Source organism: Acidovorax sp. SDU_ACID1 (assembly GCF_045291395.1).
Lineage (GTDB): Bacteria > Pseudomonadota > Gammaproteobacteria > Burkholderiales > Burkholderiaceae_C > MR-S7.
The window spans coordinates 4,866,131-4,881,711 of sequence record NZ_CP152342.1; the positions used below are offsets into that span (position 1 = coordinate 4,866,131).

A 15,581-nucleotide genomic window follows, 5' to 3' on the forward strand; every position below is an offset into this window, starting at 1 on the left:
TTTGTCGGATTGCGGCGGCTATTCCGGCGCGAGCCCTGCGGCCTTGACCATTTCGCCCGTCGCCTTGACCTCTTCCTGGATCGCCGATGCGAACTCCTCGGGCGTGCGGGTGGGAATGGCGTAGCCGCGCTTGGCCATGTCTTCGCGGAATTCCGGCTGGTTGAGGACCTTGTTGATGTCGCGGTGGATCTTGGCGACGACGTCCTTGGGCGTGCCGCGCGGCGCGAAGACGCCGTGCCAGGTCGCCACGCGGAAGTAGGGATAGCCGGATTCTTCCGACGTGGGCACCTCGGGGTGCAGCGGGTCGCGCTTGTCGGAGTTGTAGTTGAGGACCTTGGTTTTGCCCGAGCGGATCGCCGCGTCGCCCGAGCCGCGGCCGGTCAGCGTCATCATGGTTTCGCCGGCCATCACGGACGTGAGCGCGGGGCCCAGGCCCTTGTAGGGAACGTGCGTGATCTGGATGCCTTCACGCTTGTTGAACAGCTCCATGAGCAGGTGCGGCTGGGAGCCGTTGCCATAGGACGCATAGGTGACCTTGCCGGGGTCGCGCTTGGCCAGGGCCACCAGTTCCTTGAGGTTGTTGGCGCCCAGCGATTGGTGGGCGAGCAGCACCATGTCGATGTCCGCGAGCTGCGCCACGGGGATGAAGTCCTTGTCGGGGTCGTAGGGCAGTGACTTGAACAGATAGCGGTTGCTGACGATGGCGCCGTTGGTCGTGACCAGCAGCGTGTAGCCGTCGGATGCGGCCCGGGCGACGCGCTGGGTCCCGATGATGGAGCTGGCGCCGCTCACGTTCTCCACGACGACGGGCTGGCCCCAGATGGACCCCAGGTTGAGCGCGAGCTTGCGCGCCAGGATGTCCGTCCCGCCGCCCGCGGCGAGTGGAACGATGAAGGTGACGCCCTTCTGGGGAAAGGCCGTCTCCCCGAAGGAATACGGGCTGGCCGTCAGGGCGGCCAGTGCGGTGAGCAATGCGATGCGGCGCTTCATACACAGATGTCCTCGTGGAAAACCGTGCCGGCAGGGCTGCAGTTCCGGCCGGGCTCGGTCGTTGTCAGGGAAGTAGTCACATGTGCTGATCCGGACAATACAGTTGCGCCCGACGCGGTGTCAACGAAGAATAGGCGATATGCATGTAGCGATATTCCCTAATGAATATCGGCCGGGCGCTGTTGACAACGTCCAGTGTTCAAAATATTGTCCGGACATATAAAGATTTGACGTGTGTCCCTTTCCGCCATGCAAATCACCGACCTGAAGTACGAGAAAAGCGACGCCATCGCCTGGGTGCGCATCGACCGTCCTGAGCGCCGCAATGCGCTTGGGGATACGACCACGCGCCAGATCGCACAGTTGTGCCAGGACGCGGCGCATGATCCCGCGGTGAGGGTGTTGGTGGTCACGGGCGTGGGCGATGCGTTCTGCGCGGGCGGCGACATGCAGGACACGTTCGAGCGCGGTCGGGATATGTCCGCGCAGCAGTGGAGCGACCGCATCCGCAACGGCCCCAACGTGCTGGCCCGCCTGCTGCAGACCCTGGACAAGCCGGTGATCGCGGCCGTCAACGGCGTCGCGGTGGGCGGCGGGACCACCATCGCGCTGGCATGCGACCTGCGGATCGCCTCGGACCAGGCGCGCTTTTGCCTGCCGTTCGCACGCATCGGGATCACGCCGGAGTTCGGCTGCTCCTACCTGCTGCAGCGCGTGGTGGGCCTGGGGCGCGCGATGGAGCTGCTGCTGCTGGGCGAGTTCATCGGCGCGGAAACGGCAGAGCGCTACGGGCTCGTCAACCGCGTGGTGGCGCACCAGGACCTGCCGCAGGCCACGCTGCAGATGGCGCAGCACCTGGCTGCGCTGCCTGCGGAGGCGCTGGCGCGCATCAAGCAACTGCAGCGCTTCGCGCAGTCGAACGGCCTGGACGCCACCCTGGAGCAGGAGGCGCTATCGCTGGGCCAGTGCTTCACGTCCGAGGAGCACCGCGCGGCGGTCGCCCGCTTCCTGAGCCGCAAGCCACGTTGAACCATACGAAAGGAGACAGCACGATGGAATTCGGATTCACCGAAGAGCAACAGATGTTGAGGGAGTCGGTCCGCCGCTTCATGGCCAAGGAGTGCACGCGCGAGTACATCCGGGCGTGCAGCGACAACGACCGCTTTCCGCACGAGCTCTACGCGAGCATGGCGCGGCAGGGATGGATGGGCATTCCGTTCCCTGAGAAGTACGGCGGCTCGGGGCTCGGCCCCATGGAACTGGCCATCTTCCTCGAAGAGGCGGGCTACGGCTGGTATGGCGCCGGCACGTCCTACTTCACGACGGTGGTTCTGGGCGCCTACAACATCCTGACGTATGGCACCGAGGAGCAAAGGCAGGAGTTCCTGCCCAAGGTGATCGCCGGCGAAACCCGGCTGGCGTTCGCCCTGAGCGAGCCCAACGTCGGCTCGGACGCCGCGGCCGTGGAGCTGTTCGCACAGGAGGAGGGCGACCACTTCGTGCTCAACGGGCAGAAGATGTTCACGACCAACGCGCACGTGGCGAACCAGATCGTGACGGTGACGCGGACGCTGCGCAACCCGCAGAAGAAGCACGACGGCATCACGATCTTCCTGGTGGATGCGGATGCGCCCGGCATCGAGATCCGCCCGCTCAAGCAGATGGGCCGCTCGGCGACGCACACCAACGAGGTCTTCTTCCGCAACGTGAAGGTGCCCCGCGCGCGCATGATGGGCAAGCTGCACGAGGGCTGGGCCAACCTCAACAGCGGCCTGGGCATCGAGCGGCTGAGCGTGGCCATGATGTACGCGGGCACGTCGCAGGCCATGATCGACTATGTCTCGCGCTATGCGAAGGAGCGCCGGCAGTTCGGGCAACCCATCTCCAAGTTCCAGGCGGTGCAGCACAAGCTGGCCGACATGCAGATCAAGACCGACGTGGCCAGGCTGCTCGGCTACCGCGTGGCCTGGATGCTCCAGCAGGGCCTGCCCTGCTTCAAGGAGATGTCGATGGCCAAGCTCTGGGCGAGCGAGGCGATGTTCGAGATCGCGAACCACGGCGTGCAGATCATGGGCGGCTACGGCGTGCTCAAGGAGTACGACATGGAGCTATTCTTCCGCGACTCGCGGATCGGCATGATCGGTGCGGGCGCTTCCGAGATCCAGCGCACCATCATCGCCAAGCAGATGGGGTTGTGAGCATGCAGCGCGATCTGACGGTTTCCGTAGAGGGTGCGGCGGTCTCGCCGATCCGGCCATCGCTCTGGACGCGGCGCGCCGGGCTCGCGCCGCTGGCCTATGACGAGGCCGTGGTGGAGGTGGGCGCGCCGGTCGAACTGGCCGAGGGGATTTTTCTCCTGCGCCTGCCGCTGCCCTTCGCGCTCAACCACATCAACGTCTATCTGCTGCGCGAAAGCGATGGCTGGACCCTGGTCGACACGGGCATCGATACGCCCGCCAGCCGCGATGTCTGGAATGCCGTGTTCGGCTCCTCCCTGTTCGCGCAGGGGCCGCTGCGCCGCATCGTGGTCACGCACCACCATCCCGACCACATCGGGCTGGCCGGATGGCTCTCGGAGCGATTCGAGGTGCCCATCCTGATGACGCCCGGGGAACTCCATGTCGCCGGACGCTATGCGGACCCCGCGCGCGATGTCGTGGCCGAGCGCACGCCCGTCTGGCGGGAGCACGGGCTGCCGCAGAGCGTCGCTGCGGCGCTGCTGCAGCACATGCCGCGCTACGGAACGCAGGTGGGGCGGCTGCCGGAAAACGTCGTTCGCATCGACGTGTCCCAGCCGCTGGTCCTGGGCGGCCGGACCTGGACGCCGATCATCGGCAGGGGGCATGCCCCGGAGCACCTGAGCCTCTGGTGCGCGGAAGAGGGCCTTTTGCTCGGCGGCGACCAGGTGCTGCCCAAGATCACGCCGAACATCGCCGTCTGGCCCGGCGGCGACCAGAACCCCCTGCTGTCCTACCTGGAATCGCTGCGCCAGTTCGAGGACCTGCCTGCGCAGGCCCTGCTGCTGCCTTCGCACCGGCAGCCCTTCCGCGGCATCGCCCGGCGCGTGGAGGAAATCCGCGCGCACCACGAGGAGCGCCTGGCTGCGGTCCTGCAGGCCTGCGACCGGCCCATGACGGGCTACGAGTTCCTGCCCGCGCTGTTCGGGAGGGAACTGAGGAACGAGGAGATCGGCTTCGGGCTCGGCGAGGCCATCGCCCATCTGAACTTCCTCGAAGGCGAAGGGTGGCTCGTGTCGTCGGTGGATGCGCAGGGCTGCAGGCGCTTCGCGCGTTTGCCCGTCCACCCTTCCCATTGATGCCTTTACCAAGAAAGCAGTGAGACATACCGTGAATACCTTTGCCGAGCACACCGCCCTGCAGCATCCCGCTGCCAGCCTCGATGCCTTGTTCCGCCCCCGGTCCATCGCGTTCATCGGCGCGTCCGAGCGTCCCAACACCCCCGCGTCGCGCGGCCTGCGAAACTGCCTGCGCCATGGCTTCCAGGGCGGGCTGTATCCGATCAATCCCAAGTACGAGGAGTTGTTCGGCGTGCGCTGCTACCGCGCGCTGGCGGACCTGCCGGAGGTGCCGGAGCTGGTCACCATCGCCCTCGGCGCGGAGATGACGCTGGCCGCGGTGCAGGAGTGCCGGCAGGCCGGGGTGAAGGCCATCGTCGTGTGCAGCGCCGGCTGGGAGGAGCAGGGCGAGGAGGGCGTGCGGCGGGCGCGGCGGCTGCAGGCCCTGCTGGAGGGTGCGTCCATGCGCATGCTCGGGCCGAACTGCCTGGGCGCCGGTAATCCCGCGCAAGGACTCAGCCTGGGATACAACAGCAGCTTCGAATCGATGGCCCATGCGCGCGCGGGGCGTGTCGGGCTGGTGACGCAAAGCGGCGCCATGATGGGCGGGCTGCTGCTCAACGGCGAGGATGCAGGTGCCGACGTGGGGCTGTACGCACACGTGGGCAACGCCATGGACATCGGCATGGAGGAGATCGTCGAATACATGCTGGACGATCCGCAGATCGACGTCATCGCCCTGATGATCGAGGGGCTGCGGCAGCCCCGGCGGTTCGTGGAAGCGGCCCGCAAGGCGCGCGAGCGGGGCAAGCCGCTGGTCGTGTTCAAGGCCGGCACGTCGGAGCTGGGCCGGCAGGCGGTGATGTCGCACACGGGCGCGCTGGCGGGCTCGGACGAGATTTTCTCGACCGTCTGCCGCGAGCAGGGCATCGTGCGCGTGGCCGAGAGCGAAGACCTGCTGCCCACGGCGTCCCTGCTGTCCCATTGGAAGCAGCGCAAGCCGGTCGGAACCGGCGGCCTGCTCGTCTTCACCCTGTCGGGGGGCGCGGCCTCCATCCTGGCCGACGAGTGCGCGGATGCGCAGGTGCCTTTGCCGGAGCTCTCCCCCACGACGCTGGCGCGGCTGGAGGCCATCCTGCCGTCCTATGTGAAAGCGTCCAACCCGCTGGACGTGGGCGGGGCGGTCTTCAGCGATCCGGAACTGCCCAGGCATGCGCTGGCCATCGCGCTGGAGGACGAGGCCATCGATTCGGTGCTGTGGGTCGGCGTGGGCGCGCCGCGCGACGAGCGCTCGCAGCTCTGGCTGAACCAGGCGCTGGACGTGCTGGGCCCCAGCGACAAGGCCAGCGCCATCATTCCCGTGTCCGGCTACGTGCAGGAGCCGGGCTTCGAGCGCGCGCGGGCCATGGGCATCCCGATCGCCCGCAGCCTGCGCGCGGCGGCCCAGTTGATCGGCAAGGCGCGCGAGCGGCGCAGGCCCGCTGCCGCCGCAGGCGGTGCGGACGGGCGTTTCCCGCCGCTGCCCGCGCGGCAGGGGCTGGTGGACGAGGTGCAGTCGAAGGAACTGCTGAAAGCGCTGGGAATCCGCGTGCCGGCTTCCCAGGTCGCGGCGCGGGTGGACGACGTCGCCCGGTGCTCGGCGGAACTGGGCCGACCGGTCGTGGTCAAGGGCCTAGCGCGCGGCATCGCCCACAAGAGCGAGCATGGCCTGGTGGCGCTGAACCTCCAGAGCCCCGAAGCTGCCGAGGCCGCCGCCCGGACCATGCTGGAGCGTTCGCCGGAGCTGGACTTCCAGGGCTTCCTCGTCGAAGAGATGGCGCCGCGCGGTGTCGAGGTGGTGCTGGGCATCAAGCGCGATCCGGCGTTCGGGCCGGTGCTGATGTTCGGCCTGGGCGGCATCTCCGTCGAGCTGTTCAAGGACGTGGCGTTCGGGCTGTGCCCGCTGAGCCCCGAAGGGGCCAGGGAGCTGATCTCGAGAACCCGCGCCGCCACGCTGCTGCGGGGCTTCCGGGGACAGCCCGAGGCGGACGAGGAGGCGCTCGTCGATGCGATGGTCTGCCTGTCGCGCTTCGCTGCGCACCATGCGGACGCGCTGGCCGAAATGGATGTCAATCCTGTTATCGTATTGCCCAAAGGCCAGGGCGTGCTGGCGCTCGACGCGATGATCGCGTGCGACGTGCCGCCACCCGCGAACACGCATTGAACCGCTGGCTCCGCCGCGCCGCCGGCGGCTGGGCCGCACACCATTCGAGGACCGAGATTGGGCAAGCCCATCTATGTAGAGCTGGCGGAGACGCTGCAGCAGCAGATAGCTTCAGGGCAGTATCCGGTGGGAGGGACGCTGCCCCCCGAGATGGTCCTGTGCGAGATGCACGGCGTCAGCCGCTTCACGGCGCGCGCGGCGCTGGCCGCCTTGCAGCGCCAGGGTTACGTGACCCGCAAGCCCCGCGTGGGCAGCGTGGTGCTGGCGCGCAATCCGCAGGAAACCTACAGCGTGCAGACCAACAGCGCCAGCGACGTGCTGCGCTTTTCGTCGATCTCCGGGCTGCACCTGGTGAACACCGAGGACGTCGTGGCCGACGCTCCGCTCGCGCGCGAGCTGGGGTGCGGCATCGGCGAGGCCTGGATCAAGGTGTCCACCTACCGCGACTCGCCCGATACCAAGGTGGCGGCGTCCTGGACCGACTTCTACCTGCGCCCGGAGCACCGGAGCATCGTTCCCCTCATCGGCCACAAGCGCGGCTCGGTGTGGCAGTTCCTGAGCGAGCTGCAGCAGCACCCGATCGACCGCATCGAGCAGACGGTCGAAGCCTGCAAGATTCCCAAGGATGTCGCCGCCATCCTGGGCGTGCAGCCCAAGAGCCCCGCGCTGCGCGCGGTCTACCGCCTGCACGGCGAGGGCGACCAGGGGCGCTTCTACGTGGCCATCAGCCTCTATCCGGAAGGGCGGTTCCGCCTGTCCCAGACCCTGCGGCTCGACCGCTAGAAGCGCCGCAGCAGGGCCTGCCGCAGCAGGCGCGAGGCCCGGTCGCGGATCTGCAGCGGGCTGTGGCCCGGCCGGGGCCGCGCCCGCGCGTCGGCACACGCGGCAAGGAAGTCGTGCAGCAGCGGCGAGTCGTCCAGCGCCGAGCCGCTTGCGGCGCGGAACTCCGGGTGCCACTGCGTGGCCGCGATGTAGCCGCGCCCATGGCGCGGGTGGCGGCGGATGGCTTCGGGCACGGCGTCGGGGTAGCTCCAGGCCTCGATGTCGAAGCCCGGCGCAAGGTTCTTGATGCCCTGGTGGTGGATGCTGTTGACCGTCACGCGCGGCTGGCCGGGGTACAGGCGCGCCAGGCGCGAACCCGGCACGATGTCCACCTCGTGGAAATGCTGGTCGTAGGTGCTGGCGTTGCGGTGCTGCATGGCGCCGGGGTGCTGCGTCTCGATGTCCTGGTAGAGCGTGCCGCCGAAGGCCACGTTGATGAGCTGCAGGCCCCGGCACACGCCGAAGATGGGCTTGCCCTCCTGCTCGAAGGCCTCGACCACGGCCAGGTCGTACAGGTCGCGCACGCGGTCGCCCAGCCAGGCGTCCTTGAGCGGCACTTCGCCGTAGCTGCCCGGCCACACGTCGGCGCCGCCGTGCATGACCACGCCGTCGAGCCACTCCGCGTAGTGCTTGAGGGTCACGTCGCCACGCGCCGTCTCGCCCGTGGGGCAGGGCACCATGACCACCAGCGCGCCGGCCGACATGATCCAGTGCGCGATGGACTGCTCCACGTACTGCAGGGTCTTGTTGGTGAACAGCGGCCGCGCGGGGTCGGCATGCGAAAAACAGGCCGATAGGCCGATCTTGAGGCGGTGAGAAAAATTCATCGTCAAGGGCACTTTCGTGATCTATTGTGCGGCCGGGCGTGCGGCTCGGCTGTAGGAACAGGCCGCCGCGACGGGATAATTTCACCCAACAGGGCCATGCGGCCTATTCGAACACCAGAGGGGACCCCCATGCCAACCATCGCCCTGCGTCTGAGCGCCTGCAGCCTGGCCTGCGCGCTGGCCTGGCCCTGCACCGCGCCGGCCGCAGTGCCGCCGGGCGCCGCGGCCGAGATCCTGAGCCTGCAGGGCCTGGGCGACCAGCGCCCGGCCGCCGCCACGCAGTGGCAGCCCGCGCGCACCGCGCAGCCGCTGGCGGCGGGCGACTCCGTGCGCACGCGCGAGGCCGCCAAGATGGCCGTGCTGTTCTCCGACCAGACGCAGGTGCGCCTGCACCAGAACACCACGCTGCAGGTCAAGTCGCTCGCCACACCCGCGCAGCCGCTGACCCGCCTGGTGCTGGACGCGGGCCGCGCCTGGGCGCAGACCAAGCGCGCCGACGGCTCGGGGCTGGAGGTGCAGACGCCCGCCGCCGTGGCCGCCATCCGCGGCACCGACTGGGACCTGGAGGTGGGGCCGGACGGCCGCACCGTGCTCACCGTGCTCTCGGGCGTGGTGGAGCTGTCCAACGACCAGGGCCAGGTGCGCGTCGCAGCCAACGAGGCCGCGCTGGCCGAGGTGGGCAAGGCCCCCGTGCGCCTGGTGCTGAGCCGTCCGCGCGACCGCATCCAGTGGGTCAACGCCCTGCGGGCCGACCCCGCGCCGCACCTCGTGGCCGAGCCCTTGTCCGCGCCGCTGCAGCCCCTGCAGCAGGCGCTGCAGGCGGGCGACGCGGTCCGTGCCCGCACGGCGCTGGATGCCGCGCGCACCGCGCTGCCGCCTGCCTGGCAGGCCGCGGCCGAATCCGCCGTGCTGCTGGCCGAGGGCGATACCGCCGCCGCGCGCCAGCGTCTGCTGGCCCAGACCCGCGCTGCGCAGGAGGGCACGCCCGCCGCCGCGTGGCTGATGCTGTCGGATCTGCAGCTCATGGATGGCGACAGCGCCGCCGCCGAGGCCACGCTGCGCGCCGGCCTGCGCCAGCGCCCGGGCCACGGCGCGCTCACCGCGCAGCTCGCCCGTGCACAGCTGCTGGCCGACCGGCTGGACGACAGCAGCCGCACCCTCGCGGGCCACGAGGCCGCGCAGGACCTGGCCCTGGCGCTGGTGCGCGCCGAACTCGCGCGCCGGCGCGGCGACGCGCCCGCCACCCTGGCGCAGTACACCCAGGCCACGCAGGTCGCGCCGCAGGACGCGCGCGGCTGGCAAGGCCTGGGCAGCGCCCAGGCCGAGCGCGAGGACACCGTGCCCGCGCGCCGCCACCTGCAGCAGGCGCTGGCCCTGTCCGCCCGCGCGCCGGGCGCGGCCGGCGAGCTGGGCACGCTGGAGACGCTGGCCAACCGCTTCGACCCGGCCCAGGACGCCTTCGCCCAGGCGCTGGCCGCCAACCCGGCCGACTACGTGGCCTTGACCGGCCTGGGCCTGCTGCACCTCAAGCGCGGCGAGCCCGCGCAGGCGCTGGACGCCTTCCTGCGCGCCGGCGTCATGGAGCCGCGCTACGCCCGCGCCAAGACCTGGACGGCCGTGGCCTACTACCAGCTCGGCCGCCATGCAGACGCCGTGGGCGCGCTGGAGCAGGCCATCGCGCTCGACGACAAGGACCCCGTGCCCCACCTGCTGCTGGCGCGCATCCACACCGACCTGTTCCAGCCCGGCGACGCCGTGGCCGCCGCGCGCGAGGGCGTGGCGCGCATGCCCCACCTCAAGTCGCTCAACCAGATCGCCAACGACCAGCAGGGCAGCGCCAACCTGGGCGCGTCGCTGGCCTTCTTCGGCCTGGAGGACTGGGCGCTGGAGCTGGCCCAGCAGAGCCACTACCCCTACTGGGGCGCGAGCCACCTGTTCCTGGCCGACCGCTATCCGGGCGAGTTCAACAAGAACTCCGCCCTCATGCAGGGCTTCCTCACCGATCCCATGGCCTTCGGCGCCAGCCAGCGCCACTCCTCGCTGCTGCAGCAGCCCGGCGTGCACGGATCGGCCGGGCTCACGCTGGAGAAGGAGTTCCACCACCGCAGCATGCCGGCCGTCACCCTCAACGGCATGGACAACCGGCACGTGCCCGTGTCGTGGTTCCTCAAGGCCCAGTCCCTCAACAGCCGCGAGCCCATCGACGTGGGTGTGTCCGACGCGCCGGCCATGCGCGACGAGTCCGGCCCCGGCGACACCCGCGCCGAGGTCTACACCCTGGGCCTGGGCCTGCAGCCCACCGAGCGGCTGAACCTCTTCGCCTACGCCAGCCATTTCGACATGCGCCTGCGCGGGCGCAACCAGATGGACCTGCTGGGCCTGGGGCAGGACTACGAGCACACGCGCATGGACCACACATTGCGCCAGGGCGCGGCGGGCCTGTCGTACCGCTGGAGCCCGGTGGAGCAGACGTGGTTCAAGCTCGGCCGCAGCCTGGAGCACACCACGGCCGCCAATGCCCCCGCGCTGTTCGTCAACCCGCCCGTGGCCGGCGTGCTGGGGCTGGCGGCCGACCCCGCGCGGCGCCTGTCGGAGCTGCAGGTGCGCCACACGCTGGATGCCGCGCCCGGCACCCGCCTGGGCGCCACGCTGGAGCACGCCGTCGAGAAACAGACCAGCATCGTGGAAGGCTACGGCCCCGTCTACGGCGCGGCCGGCCTGGCCGACGTGATGCTGTTCGCCGGCCAGAACCGCATCGACCGGCGCTACAGCAGCCTCACGCTGGCGCTGCAGCAGGCGCTGTCGCCCGCCGCCACGCTGGACGCGGCCCTGGGCTGGCAGCGCATACGCCACCGCGTGCAGGGCGAGAACATGGTGGCCCTGGTGGCCGCGCAGGCCGTCGTGACCGACACCGCCACGCGCCACGACACCGAGCACACCTTCACCCCGCGCGTGGGCCTGGTGTGGCGCCCGGCGGCCGGGGCCACGCTGCGCGTGGCCTACCAAGACTGGCAGCGGCCCCTGTCCACCGCCACCCTGGCCGGCGTGGAAACCGCCGGCATTCCCGTGGAAGACCGCCTGGTGCAGGCCGGCGGCCGCCAGCGGCGCAGCGTGGCGCAACTGGGGCTGGAGCTGGGCGAGCGCACCTACGCCACGCTGCGCGCCGACCACCTGCGCATCGCCAACCCCGGCACCGTGGGCGTGGACCTGCGCACGCCCTCCATGCCGTTCCTGGAGGAGCTGCGCAACCAGCAGACCGTCAACCTGTCCACCGCCGACGTGCTCGAAGGCACGCCGGACTTCGAGCGCGGCACCCTCAGCGTGCTGGGCGCGGGCGTGAACCACCTGTTCAGCCGCCACTGGTCCGGCTACGCCAAGTACCTCTACCAGCATAGCCGCAGCAGCTACGTGCAGGGCAGCTCGGGCGACGTGCTCTCGGGCCGGCAGGTGCCCTTCGTGCCGCGCCACACGGCCGTGCTGGGCACCACCTGGGCCGGCGCCCAGGGCTGGTACCTGAGCGCGCGCGCCGTCCACCGCTCGCAGCGCTTCGAGGACAAGGAGAACCTCACCCGCCGCCCCGCCGGCTGGGGCCTGGACCTGCTGGCCTACTGGGAGACGGCGGACAAGCGCTGGATCGTCGGCGTGGCGGCGCTCAACCTGTTCGCGCCCTCGTCGCCGCGCTACTCGGAGCGGTATGTCATCGACGCGCGCTACCGCTTCTAAAACATGGGCGGTGGCTCTCCTGGCCCTGGCATTGGTCTGGGCCGCGAGCTTCACGCGCGTCTGGCATGCGCTGGAGTTCAAGAGCTTCGACCTGCTCGCCACGGTCACGGCGCCCGGCCCCTCGCCGCTGCCCATCGTGGTCCTGGCGATCGACGAGCCCACCTTCCAGCAGCTCGGCCAGGCGTGGCCCTTCCCGCGCAGCATGCATGCGCAGCTGCTGGAGCGCCTGCGTGCCGACGGCGCGGCGGCCGTGGGCTTCGACGTGCTGTTCTCCGAGGCCTCGCGCGAAGAGGAGGACGCCGCCTTCGCCGAGGCCATCGCCCGCTTCACCCGGCAGGCCGCGCCCGTGGTGCTGGCCTCGGCGCGCGAGCGGGCCGACAACGCCAACGCCGACCTGTGGGTGCAGGTGCTGCCGCTGGCGCGCTTCGCGCAGGCCGGGGCGATCGCGGGCGAATCCATGGTGCAGCCGGACGACGATTTCGTCGTGCGCCGCGCGCACCACCACGCGGGCAGCTTCGCCGCGCGAATGGCCGCACTGGCGGGCGGCAGGGCGCCGGACGGCACGCAGGAATACATCGTCTACCGCGGCCCGCGCGGCACCTTCGACACGCGCTCGTACTACCAGGCGCTGCTGCCCGGCCTGCTGCCGCCGGGCTTCTTCCAGGGCAAGACCGTGCTGGTGGGCCGCTCCGCGCTCTCGGCCGTGGAGCTGTCGCACGCGCAGGCCGACCTGTTCAACTCGCCCTTCGCGGCGCTGGGCGGCGAGCGCCTGTTCCCCGGCGTGGAGCTGCAGGCCACGCTGATCGACAACCAGCTCACCGGCGCCGGCCTGCGCGGCGTGCCCGAGGGCTGGTCGCTGGCGTTGGTGGGCGCGGCCTGCGCGCTGCTGCTGGCGGCGGGGCGGCGCCTGCACCCGGGCGCGGCCGCCGCGCTGGCCGCCGCGCTGGCGGCGGGCGTGGCGCTGCTGTCGTGGGCGCTGTTCGCGCGCGGGCTGTGGCTGGCGCCGCTGTTTCCCATGGCCGCCGTGCTCGCGGTCTATGGCGCGATGGCGCTGGCGGCCTACGCGGCCACGCGGCGCCACGCGCGGCTCACGCGGGCCATGTTCGCGCAGTACGTGCCGCCCACCGTGGTCGAGCGCCTGGTCGCCCAGCCCCACCTGCTGCGCCTGGGCGGCGAGGCGCGCGAGGTGACACTGATGTTCACCGACCTGGAGGGTTTCACCACCCTGTCCGAGCTGCTCAGCGCCGAGCAGACGGTGGAGCTGCTCACGCTCTACTTCAACACCATGACGCCACTGATCCACGCCACCGGCGGCACGGTGGACAAGTTCATCGGCGATGCCGTCATGGCCTTCTGGGGGGCGCCGCTGGACGACGCCCACCATGCCGAGCACGCCGTGCGCGCCGCCCTGGCCATGCGCCAGGCCATGGAAGGGCTGGCCGGGCGCCTGCGCGAGCGCGGCCTGCCGCCCGTGCACATGCGCATCGGCCTGCACACGGGCCGCGTGGTGGTGGGCAACGTGGGCTCCGAGCAGCGCTTTTCCTACACCGCCATCGGTGACGCGGTGAACCTCGCCGCGCGGCTGGAGGGGGCCAACAAGGCCTTCGGCACGCACATCCTGATGTCGGGCTCCACGGCCGAGCGGCTGCCGCCCGAACTGGGCCTGCGCGCGCTGGACGACGTGATCGTCAAGGGCCGCAGCGAGCCCGTGCGCGTGTTCACCCCGTGCGACGACGCGCGCGTGCGCGCCCTCAGCCGCGACGCGCTGCAGCACTTCCACGCCCGCCAATGGGCCGAGGCCGGGGCCAGCCTGGACGCTCTGCGCGCGCTGCTGCCCGGCGACCCCGCGGCGACCCGCTTGGCCGAGCGCCTGGAGCAGGCACGCCTCCTGCCTGCCACGGACGCCTGGCAGCCCGCTGTGGCGCTCGACAAGCTCTAATGCTTGACCCCTATCAAGCCTTCGTGCCGGAGCACAGGCATGATGGAGGCGTTTTCACGAAAGGAGAAACCATGCAGATCCAGGTGCACACCAACGACCACATCCAGGGCGGCGAATCGCTCGTCCGCTGGGCCCAGGACGAGGCCGCCCAGCGGCTGGCGCGCTTTCGCGAGCACGTGACGCGCGTGGAGGTCTTCTTCTCCGACGTGGACGGTGGAAAGAGCGGCACGGCCGACAAGCGCTGCGTGATCGAGGCTCGCCCCGCCGGCCGCCAGCCCGTGGCCGCGCACGCCGAGGCCGCGAAGGTGGGCGATGCGTTCGCCGCCGCCGCCGACAAGCTGGTGCGCGCGCTGGGCGACGACCTGGAGCGCGCCAAGGACCGTCAGGGCCGCGATACCATCCGCACGGTGTCCTGATCGATGCTTCTGTTTCGATAGCTGCTGGCGCTTTCCTGTCAAGCGCTAGAGCCTGATTTGGCTCGTATCCGAGGGCTGTAGGCGCGCCCGGCGCCTACAGCCCTTTTTCCACCATGTCGAGCAGCCGCTGGGCCACCGCGTCCATCTGCGGCCCTACGGCACGGCCCAGGGGGCCGTCGATGACGAGCATGGCCAGGCCGTGCACGGCGGACCAGGCGAGGAACTCCGCGCCTGGCCGGCGCTCGGGCGGCAGGGCGCCGCTGGCCACCAGGCGGTCGAGCGCGGCGCCCAGCAACTGGTACGGGTCGAGCCCGCTGGCGCCGGCCTTGTCGTCGCCGCCGGGGGTGTCCGCGCCGAGGTCGCCCGCGGCCGCGAAGGCGGTGTGGAACAGCCCCGTCTCCTCGCGCGCGAAGCGCAGGTAGCCCAGGCCCACGGCGCGCACGCAGGCGCGGGCATGGTCGGCCGCGGGCAGGTCCGGCGGCACGGTGGCCAGCTCCGCCTCCATGGCGCGGGCCACGGCGGCCAGCGCGTGGGCGCGTACGGCCTCCAGCAGGTCCTGCCGGCTAGCGAAATGGCGGTAGGCCGCGTTGGGCGCCACGCCCGCCTGCCGCGTGGCCTCGCGCAGCACGATGGCCTGCGGGCCGCCGGCGCGGGCCTGGGCGATGCCGGCCTCCAGCAGCGCGCGGCGCAGGTCGCCGTGGCGGTAGGTGGTGCGGGTGCGGGCAGAAGTGGCCATCAGAACGCGCTGCCGGGCTGCTGCAGGAAGTCCCGCTCCTCGGGCGTGCTGGCGCGCCCCAGCGCGGCGTTGCGGTGCGGGTAGCGGTGGAAGCGCGCGATGATGGCCTCGTGCTGGTGTGCGTAGTCCAGGCTCTCCGCCGCGCCCAGTGCGGTGAACAGGCGCAGCGATTCCTGCTGCACGCGCAGCGACTCGCTGTGCATGTAGGGCATGTAGAGGAAGGCGCGCCGCTGCGGGGGCAGCTGCGCATCCAGGCCCTGGGCTACGGCCTCCTGCGCGAGCGCGAGCGCCATGCCGTCCTGCGCGAAGGCTGCGGGCGCGCCGCGGTGCAGGTTGCGCGAGAACTGGTCCAGCACGATGACCTCGGCCAGCCGGCCCGGCGCGTCCGTGCGCCAGTGCCACAGCTCGCCCTGGGCGGCCTGCGCGTGCAGCGCCATGAAGCGCGTACGGATGGCGGTGTCGAAGGCGTCGTCCTTGGCGAACCATTGCCGGGGCGTGCTCTCGTCGAACCAGAAGCGCAGCACCTCGGCCGCCGTGGCGGCGATGGGGGCAGGGATGTGTCCATGGGCCAAGTATCGCCTGCCGGCCGGCGCGGCCTGGATGCTTCTGAAAGAATAGCTGCTTGCGCTT

Annotated in this window: 12 protein-coding genes; 8 read left to right on the forward strand and 4 right to left on the reverse strand. The window is 70.8% G+C overall.

Annotation, left to right across the window (positions count from 1 at the left end; all coding sequences use genetic code 11):
* Nucleotides 1–18 precede the first annotated feature (18 nt).
* Nucleotides 19–990: a Bug family tripartite tricarboxylate transporter substrate binding protein gene (locus AAG689_RS23655; protein WP_406624044.1), complete on the reverse strand. Its 972-nt coding sequence runs from the start codon at nt 988–990 to the stop codon at nt 19–21.
* A 249-nt stretch (nt 991–1,239) separates the two neighbouring features.
* On the opposite strand from AAG689_RS23655, the gene AAG689_RS23660 reads away from it, so the two are divergent.
* The 5 genes from AAG689_RS23660 to AAG689_RS23680 are packed head-to-tail and all read left to right on the forward strand — an operon-like array spanning nt 1,240 to nt 7,271.
* On the forward strand, nt 1,240–2,019 hold the full coding sequence (locus tag AAG689_RS23660) for an enoyl-CoA hydratase/isomerase family protein (RefSeq protein WP_406624045.1): 780 nt from the start codon (nt 1,240–1,242) through the stop codon (nt 2,017–2,019).
* Nucleotides 2,020–2,042: 23 nt separating this feature from the next.
* On the forward strand, nt 2,043–3,188 hold the full coding sequence (locus AAG689_RS23665; protein ID WP_406624046.1) for an acyl-CoA dehydrogenase family protein: 1,146 nt from the start codon (nt 2,043–2,045) through the stop codon (nt 3,186–3,188).
* A gap of 2 nt (nt 3,189–3,190) precedes the next feature.
* Entirely contained in the window at nt 3,191–4,306 is a 1,116-nt protein-coding gene (locus tag AAG689_RS23670) for an MBL fold metallo-hydrolase (RefSeq protein ID WP_406624047.1), read from the forward strand.
* Nucleotides 4,307–4,337: 31 nt separating this feature from the next.
* Complete coding sequence (locus tag AAG689_RS23675; protein ID WP_406624048.1) at nt 4,338–6,488, forward strand: acetate--CoA ligase family protein; 2,151 nt, start codon at nt 4,338–4,340, stop codon at nt 6,486–6,488.
* A gap of 57 nt (nt 6,489–6,545) precedes the next feature.
* Entirely contained in the window at nt 6,546–7,271 is a 726-nt protein-coding gene (locus AAG689_RS23680) for a GntR family transcriptional regulator (protein WP_406624049.1), read from the forward strand.
* On the opposite strand, the gene AAG689_RS23685 is transcribed toward AAG689_RS23680, so the two are convergent.
* Nucleotides 7,268–8,137 carry a gamma-glutamyl-gamma-aminobutyrate hydrolase family protein gene (locus AAG689_RS23685; protein WP_020229186.1) on the reverse strand — a complete coding sequence of 290 codons (870 nt, stop codon included), beginning with the start codon at nt 8,135–8,137 and terminating at the stop codon, nt 7,268–7,270. The two genes, AAG689_RS23680 and AAG689_RS23685, sit on opposite strands and share 4 nt — an antisense overlap.
* A 129-nt stretch (nt 8,138–8,266) precedes the next feature.
* Between AAG689_RS23685 and AAG689_RS23690 the strand changes: the two genes are divergently transcribed.
* The 3 genes from AAG689_RS23690 to AAG689_RS23700 all read left to right on the forward strand — a co-directional run bounded on the left by AAG689_RS23690 (nt 8,267) and on the right by AAG689_RS23700 (nt 14,215).
* Complete coding sequence (locus AAG689_RS23690; RefSeq protein ID WP_406624050.1) at nt 8,267–11,860, forward strand: TonB-dependent receptor domain-containing protein; 3,594 nt, start codon at nt 8,267–8,269, stop codon at nt 11,858–11,860.
* A gap of 10 nt (nt 11,861–11,870) precedes the next feature.
* Nucleotides 11,871–13,799 (forward strand): CHASE2 domain-containing protein, encoded by a 1,929-nt coding sequence (locus AAG689_RS23695; RefSeq protein WP_406624051.1) that lies wholly within the window; start codon nt 11,871–11,873, stop codon nt 13,797–13,799.
* 71 nt (nt 13,800–13,870) lie between these two features.
* Nucleotides 13,871–14,215, forward strand: coding sequence for an HPF/RaiA family ribosome-associated protein (locus AAG689_RS23700; RefSeq protein ID WP_020229189.1), 345 nt, complete (start codon nt 13,871–13,873; stop codon nt 14,213–14,215).
* 94 nt (nt 14,216–14,309) lie between these two features.
* On the opposite strand, the gene AAG689_RS23705 is transcribed toward AAG689_RS23700, so the two are convergent.
* Both AAG689_RS23705 and AAG689_RS23710 read right to left on the reverse strand, forming a co-directional pair.
* Nucleotides 14,310–14,951, reverse strand: a complete 642-nt coding sequence (locus AAG689_RS23705; RefSeq protein WP_406624052.1) for a TetR/AcrR family transcriptional regulator — start codon at nt 14,949–14,951, stop codon at nt 14,310–14,312.
* A complete protein-coding gene (locus AAG689_RS23710; protein WP_406624053.1) occupies nt 14,951–15,523 on the reverse strand; it encodes a DUF924 family protein in 573 nt (190 codons plus the stop codon). Before AAG689_RS23710 ends, AAG689_RS23705 begins: the two co-directional genes overlap by 1 nt.
* Nucleotides 15,524–15,581: the final 58 nt, after the last annotated feature.

Excerpts from the sequence above, each read along its gene's own strand:
- AAG689_RS23690 (WP_406624050.1), top strand. The coding sequence starts at position 8,267 with ATGCCAACCATCGCCCTGCGTCTGAGCGCCTGCAGCCTGGCCTGCGCG.
- AAG689_RS23685 (WP_020229186.1), bottom strand. The coding sequence starts at position 8,137 with ATGAATTTTTCTCACCGCCTCAAGATCGGCCTATCGGCCTGTTTTTCG.
- AAG689_RS23660 (WP_406624045.1), top strand. The coding sequence starts at position 1,240 with ATGCAAATCACCGACCTGAAGTACGAGAAAAGCGACGCCATCGCCTGG.
- AAG689_RS23700 (WP_020229189.1), top strand. The coding sequence starts at position 13,871 with ATGCAGATCCAGGTGCACACCAACGACCACATCCAGGGCGGCGAATCG.
- AAG689_RS23665 (WP_406624046.1), top strand. The coding sequence starts at position 2,043 with ATGGAATTCGGATTCACCGAAGAGCAACAGATGTTGAGGGAGTCGGTC.
- AAG689_RS23670 (WP_406624047.1), top strand. The coding sequence starts at position 3,191 with ATGCAGCGCGATCTGACGGTTTCCGTAGAGGGTGCGGCGGTCTCGCCG.
- AAG689_RS23655 (WP_406624044.1), bottom strand. The coding sequence starts at position 990 with ATGAAGCGCCGCATCGCATTGCTCACCGCACTGGCCGCCCTGACGGCC.
- AAG689_RS23705 (WP_406624052.1), bottom strand. The coding sequence starts at position 14,951 with ATGGCCACTTCTGCCCGCACCCGCACCACCTACCGCCACGGCGACCTG.